This is a genomic window from Mycobacterium sp. NAZ190054, from assembly GCF_001545925.1.
In the GTDB taxonomy this organism is placed as follows: domain Bacteria; phylum Actinomycetota; class Actinomycetes; order Mycobacteriales; family Mycobacteriaceae; genus Mycobacterium.
Genome location: NZ_LMVQ01000222.1, coordinates 1 through 5982, shown reverse-complemented (window position 1 = coordinate 5982; position 5982 = coordinate 1). Strand labels below are relative to the sequence as shown.

Annotated in this window: 7 protein-coding genes; 4 read left to right on the top strand and 3 right to left on the bottom strand. The window is 68.3% G+C overall.

What is annotated here, in order from left to right:
• From ASJ79_RS16190 to ASJ79_RS16175, 4 genes are all read left to right on the top strand, one after another.
• Positions 1 to 363 (top strand): lysoplasmalogenase family protein (locus ASJ79_RS16190; protein ID WP_231750872.1); only part of this gene is annotated, 363 nt, incomplete at its 5' end.
• Positions 363 to 1007, top strand: a complete 645-nt coding sequence (locus tag ASJ79_RS16185) for an urease accessory protein UreF (RefSeq protein ID WP_067956980.1) — start codon at positions 363 to 365, stop codon at positions 1005 to 1007. The genes ASJ79_RS16190 and ASJ79_RS16185, both read left to right, overlap by 1 nt.
• Positions 1008 to 1019: 12 nt before the next feature.
• A complete protein-coding gene (gene ureG, locus ASJ79_RS16180) occupies positions 1020 to 1700 on the top strand; it encodes an urease accessory protein UreG (protein WP_067956977.1) in 681 nt (226 codons plus the stop codon).
• Complete coding sequence (locus ASJ79_RS16175; RefSeq protein WP_067956975.1) at positions 1700 to 2326, top strand: urease accessory protein UreD; 627 nt, start codon at positions 1700 to 1702, stop codon at positions 2324 to 2326. Before ureG ends, ASJ79_RS16175 begins: the two co-directional genes overlap by 1 nt.
• Here ASJ79_RS16175 and ASJ79_RS16170 read toward each other — a convergent pair.
• From ASJ79_RS16170 to ASJ79_RS16160, 3 genes are all read right to left on the bottom strand, one after another.
• Complete coding sequence (locus ASJ79_RS16170; RefSeq protein ID WP_067956973.1) at positions 2323 to 3696, bottom strand: NAD(P)/FAD-dependent oxidoreductase; 1374 nt, start codon at positions 3694 to 3696, stop codon at positions 2323 to 2325. The two genes, ASJ79_RS16175 and ASJ79_RS16170, sit on opposite strands and share 4 nt — an antisense overlap.
• 131 nt (positions 3697 to 3827) lie before the next feature.
• Complete coding sequence (locus ASJ79_RS16165; protein ID WP_067956971.1) at positions 3828 to 4757, bottom strand: LLM class F420-dependent oxidoreductase; 930 nt, start codon at positions 4755 to 4757, stop codon at positions 3828 to 3830.
• Between the two features lie 95 nt (positions 4758 to 4852).
• Complete coding sequence (locus tag ASJ79_RS16160) at positions 4853 to 5524, bottom strand: SDR family oxidoreductase (protein ID WP_067956969.1); 672 nt, start codon at positions 5522 to 5524, stop codon at positions 4853 to 4855.
• Positions 5525 to 5982 lie beyond the last annotated feature (458 nt).

The following is a 5982-nucleotide window of genomic DNA, read 5'->3' as shown; positions in this document are numbered from 1 at the left end:
ACCCCGTGGACCGCGCTGGGGGCGGTGTGTTTCGCGGTGTCGGACGCGATGATCGGCGTCGACAAGTTCATCCTCGGATCCGAGGCGCTCGCGGTGCCGATCTGGTGGGTGTACGCGACGTCGCTGCACTTCGTCGCCCCGCAGGCGATCGAGGACGGCCTGGCGGACCGGATCGCGGTGAACCGCCGGCTGGCCGCGGTCGGCAACGTGCGGGGTATCGGGAAGGCCCAGATGCCGCGCAACGACGCGACCCCCGACATCGAGGTGGACCCGGACACCTTCACGGTGCGTATCGACGGCGAGGTCTGGCAGGAGCAGCCCGCCGCCGAACTTCCGATGGCGCAGCGTTATTTCCTGTTCTGATGGCCAACCTCAGTACGCTGCTGGCACTTTCGGATTCACGGTTGCCGACCGGTGGGCACGTGCACTCCGGCGGCGTCGAGGAGGCGGTGACCAGCGGGCTGGTGGTCGACCTGGTCACCCTGCAGGCGTACCTGTCCCGGCGGATCCGCACCAGCGGGTTGGTCACCGCGTCGCTGGCGGCGGCGGTGCACCGCGGGTACCTTCCCGCGGCCGCCGGGCAGGCTGGCGACGCCGAGACCGATGCGCGCACACCGTCTCCCGCGGCACGTGCGGCCTCGCGGGCGCAGGGCCGTGGTCTGCTGCGGCTGGCGCGCCGGGTCTGGCCGGAGCAGGACTGGGATGCGCTCGGCCCGACACCGCACCTGGCCGTGGCCGCCGGTTCGGTCGGCCGGGCCGGCGGGTTGGCACCCGACCACACCGCGCTGTCGCTGGTATACACGACGATGACGGGGTCGGCCACCGCGGCGCAGCGCCTGCTGGCACTGGATCCCGGTGATGTCGCCGCGGTGACGTTCGCGCTGTCCCCGCTGTGTGAGCAGACCGCCGCCGAGGCCGCGAAAGACCTCGCCGACCTGTCCGATCCGCTGCTCGACATGCTCGCCGAACGTCATGCCGACCGCGAACGTCCCCTGTTCGCCTCGTAGAGAGTTTCCACCATGCCACCGCATTTCCTGGACGGTCAGCCACACGGCCACACCGATCGGCCCCGCCGGGTCCGGCAGCCGGGGGAGCCGTTGCGTATCGGCGTCGGCGGCCCCGTGGGTTCCGGTAAGACCGCGTTGGTCGCGGCACTGTGCCGGCAGCTCCGCGACGAGCTGTCGTTGGCGGTGCTCACCAACGACATCTACACCACCGAGGATGCGGATTTCCTGCGCCGCAACGCCGTCCTGCCCGACGACCGCATCGCCGCGGTACAGACCGGGGGCTGCCCGCACACCGCGATCCGCGACGACATCACCGCCAACCTCGACGCCATCGACGACCTGATCGCAGGACATGACGACCTCGACCTGATCCTGGTCGAATCGGGCGGGGACAACCTCACCGCGACGTTCTCGTCGGGTCTGGTCGACGTGCAGATCTTCGTCATCGACGTCGCCGGCGGGGACAAGGTGCCGCGCAAGGGCGGCCCGGGTGTCACGTTCTCGGATCTGCTGGTGATCAACAAGACCGATCTCGCCCCACTGGTGGGCGCCGACCTGGACGTGATGCGGCGTGACGCGGCCGCGGTGCGCGGGGACCGTCCGTTCGAGCTGATCTCGCTGACCGCCGACCCGGCGGCCACCCCGGTGCTCGGCTGGGTGCGGGAACAGCTGCGGGTCGCACAGGCCGTCTAGTGCGTTCGGACGTCGTGATCGTCGCCAGGCCCGACCGCGCACCCCACATCGAGTGCAGCGGCGGGATCGCCGCGCGCCGCACCGCACCCGACACGGTGCATCTGGTGTCCTCGGTGGCCACCCCGCTGGGCGGTGACGCGATCGGGATGCGCGTCGTGGTCGAGGCCGGCGCGCGGCTGAAGGTGCGGACCGTGGCGGCCACCGTCACGCTGCCGGGACCGACGACCACCGAATCCCACGCGACCTGGGACCTCGAGGTGGCCGGTGACCTCGACCTCGACCCGGAGCCGACGATCGTGGCGGCCACGTCACGGCATTTCGCCTCGACCCGGCTGAGTCTGGGCACCGCGGGGATGCTGCGACTCCGCGAACGCGTCCAGATCGGACGAAGCGGTGAACGACAGGGCTTCTGGAGCGGAGCGCTGCACGCGGACCTGGACGGGATTCCGCTGCTGCGGCACCGCGTCGAGATCGGCCACGGGTCGTGGACCGATGACGAGATCGCCGGGCCGCGCGCCGCGGTCAGCGAATTGCACTATCCCATAAGGGAAGTGGAAACCGAAGGGGTCACGCTGGCGCTGGCGGCGGGCGGCTGCCTGACCACCTGGCAGGGTGATCGGCTCTAACTGGCTGCCTTCTCGGTGTCCTGAACGGAGGCGGCGATCTCCTCGAGTTCCTCGATCCGGGTCCGCGCGTAGGCCTGTTGTTCGGTGATGGTCAGCTGACCGCGTTTGGTCGACAGGAACGTCACCGTCCAGGACAGCAGCGTGACGATCTTGGTCTTGAAGCCGACCAGATACACCAGGTGCAGCACCAGCCAGGCCAGCCACGCGATGAAGCCGCCGAACTCCAAGGGGCCGATCTTGGCCACCGCGCTGAACCGCGACACCGTGGCCATCGAGCCCTTGTCGAAATAGCTGAACGGCTCACGCTCGGCGGGATCGGCGCCCTTGATCCCGGCGGCGATCGCCTTGGCCGCGTACTTGCCGCCCTGGATCGCGCCCTGCGCCATGCCCGGAACGCCTTCGACGGCGGCCATGTCACCGACGACGAACACATTGGGATGTCCCGGGATCGACAGGTCGGGGAGCACCTTGACCCGGCCTGCCCGGTCGAGTTCGACGCCGGACTGCTCGGCGAGGTCGCGGCCCAGCGGGCTGGCCGACACACCGGCCGACCACACCTTGCACGCCGCCTCGATCCGGCGGATGGTGCCGTCGGGGTCCTTGACGGTGATGCCGTTGCGGTCGACGTCGGTGACCATCGCGTTGAGCTGGATCTCGACCCCGAGCTTCTCCAGCCGGGTCTGCGCCTTCTTGCCGAGCTTTTCGCCCATCGGCGGCAGCACGGCCGGCGCAGCGTCGAGCAGGATCACCCGCGCCTTCGTCGAATCGATATGGCGGAACGCGCCTTTGAGCGTGTGATCGGCCAACTCGGCGATCTGCCCGGCCATTTCGACGCCCGTAGGGCCGGCGCCGACGACCACGAAGGTCAACAGCTTCTCGCGGCGGGCCGGATCGCTGGACCGCTCGGCCTGTTCGAATGCGCCGAGAATGCGCCCACGCAACTCCAGCGCGTCGTCGATCGACTTCATGCCCGGCGCCCACTCGGCGAAATGGTCGTTGCCGAAATACGACTGGCCGGCGCCGGCGGCGACGATCAGGCTGTCGAACGGGGTCACGTAGGTATGCCCGAGCAGTTCCGACCGCACGGTCTTGGACTTCAGATCGATCCTCGTCACGTCGCCGAGCAGCACCTGCGCGTTCTTCTGCTTGCGCAGGATCACCCGGGTGGCGGGGGCGATCTCACCTTCGGAGATGATGCCGGTCGCCACCTGGTAGAGCAGCGGCTGGAACAGGTGGTGGGTGGTGCGGGCGATCATCTTGATGTCGACGTCGGCCCTCTTGAGTGTCTTGGCTGCGGTCAACCCGCCGAATCCCGATCCGATGATCACCACCTTGTGGCGATCGGACGGAGTGGCTCCGGGATGGCTCATTGCAACTCCTTGTCGGGTTCTCGTCGGGGCCTGCCGGGGTCCTGAGACCTTCCTTCTTTACCCATTCCGAACAACGAGAACCTTAGTCGCTGCCCTTCCCGGCGGCGCGGTGACATGGCCCACCGCCGCGATCACGCCGTGACCAGCGGCTTCAGCACCTCGCCGAGCGCCGAGATCTGCCCCGGCTGATAGCCGACCGTCTGGGTGGGAACGTAGAGGACGACGCCGTCGATGCCCGCGTCGAGCACCTTGCTCTTGACCTGCTCGGCCACCTGATCGGGGGTGCCCGCCACCATCCGCTGCCGGAAATCCTCGGGGATCGAGTCCGGGGAGACGCCGTCACCGACGACGACGCCGACCAGCATGCTGGTCTCCAGCGTGGCCGGATCGCGGTCGATCTCCTCGCAGCGCTCTCTGACCACCTGGACCTTCTTGGCGAGCTCGTCGAAGCCGGCGATCACGTTGAGGTGATCGAAGTGCCGCGCCGCGAGCGGAATCGTCTTCTTCTCGCCGCTGCCGCCGATCATCAGCGGAATGCTCTCGCGGAAACGGGGATTGGCCATCGCCTCCTGGGTGCGGTAGTACCGCCCGGTGAAGGTCGGGCGCTCGCCCTTGATCATCGGGAGGATGATCTGCAGCGCCTCGCCGAGCTTGTCGAACCGCTCGGTGAACGTGCCGAACTCGTACCCGAGCTGGTCGTGTTCGAGCTCGAACCAGCCGGTGCCGATCCCCAGTATCGCGCGGCCCTGGCTGATCACGTCAAGGGTGGTGATGTTCTTGGCCAGCAGGGTCGGGTTGCGGTAGGTGTTGCCGGTGACCAGCGTGCCCAGCTGCACGTTCTCGGTCACGGTGGCCAGGGCGCCGAGGGCGGTGTAGGCCTCGAGCATCGGCTGGTCCGGGGTGCCGATGCCGGGAAGTTGGTAGAAGTGGTCCATCACGAAGACGGAGTCGAAGCCGGCCGCGTCGGCTTCCTTGGCCTGGGCGATGACGGTGGGGAAGAGCTCGGGTACGCCGGTGCCGTACGAGAAGTTGTTGATCTGCAGTCCGAGTCGAAAGGTCATGGGTATGACCCTATGAGGATGCTTCGCGCGCCGTCGCGCGTTTCGCTTGCCGCGAAGCGCGGAATAAACGCCCGCGGAAGAGGGTTCGAGCCGAGTCAGCCGAAGTTGACCAGTGCGCCGTGACTGACGTGGAGCGTCTGCCCGGTGATGTGACGTGCCGCCGGGGTGGTCAGGAACAGCGACAGGCGGGAGATCTCGGCGGCCACCGACGGCGGCGTGGCGCCGAGTCCGTCGTATCCGGGTTCCACAGCACGCCCGACGGCCACGGCGTTGACCGTGATGCCGCGGATGCCGAAATGGCCGGCCTGACCGGCGGTCCAGTCCGACACGGCCGCCTTGACGGCCGCCGCGGCGCCGCCTTCGCGGGTGAAGTCCGGGATGACGTTGACGATGGCGCCACCGGAGCGCATGTGGTCGCCGAGCACCTGCACGGTCAGCATCGCGGCCACCACGCCCGCGTCGAACAGGGCGCGCCACTCGGCGGCATGGTCGGCCAGCGTGTAGGTGCGGGGATCACCGACGGTCCACGTCGGCGCGGGCACGTTGATGATGGTGTCCAGATGGGCCGGCACCCGGCCGTGCAACTCCGCGACCGAGGCCGGATCGGTGTTGTCGAACACGAGCGCGTCGGCGTCGAGTTCCTTGGCCAGTACCTCGAGCTCCTCGCGGCGGCGACCGCCGACGAGGACGGTGTGGCCGGCATCGGCGAAGTTCTCCGCGATCGTGCGTCCGAGATCGGTGTCGCACCCTGTGATCAGCACATCCATCGGCAGGCCTCCTGTTGTGTTCGACGCTGAACCCCAGCGAGTGGCGCCATTGTTACTCAACAGTAGCTAGATGCGAAATCGACGCGCCGCCCGTAACGCGCCATGGTTCGGCGGCGATGAACGGTACGAGAGAGACACCGGTCGCCCAGGTACCCTGACACCACCCGCGCCACGCGCGGGTGGTCGCGCATGCCAGCTAACAGCATAAATCGCTATCATCTGCTGTTATGCGATTGACAGCAATGTAACGATTCGGCCCATTTTGAGCACCCCACACTTGCGTCACGGCAGCAACACGGTAGTTTCTTCCCCATGGATCAGCCGGACGAGCATCTCCTGCGCCGTACAGGGTCGCCGACGTCGTTGCGACGCTCGGCGTTGACAGCCACCGCGGCAGCCCTGGCCGCAGCGTTGGCCGTGCCCGCGGTGGGGCCGGCGTGGGTGCCGGCTGGGCGTAG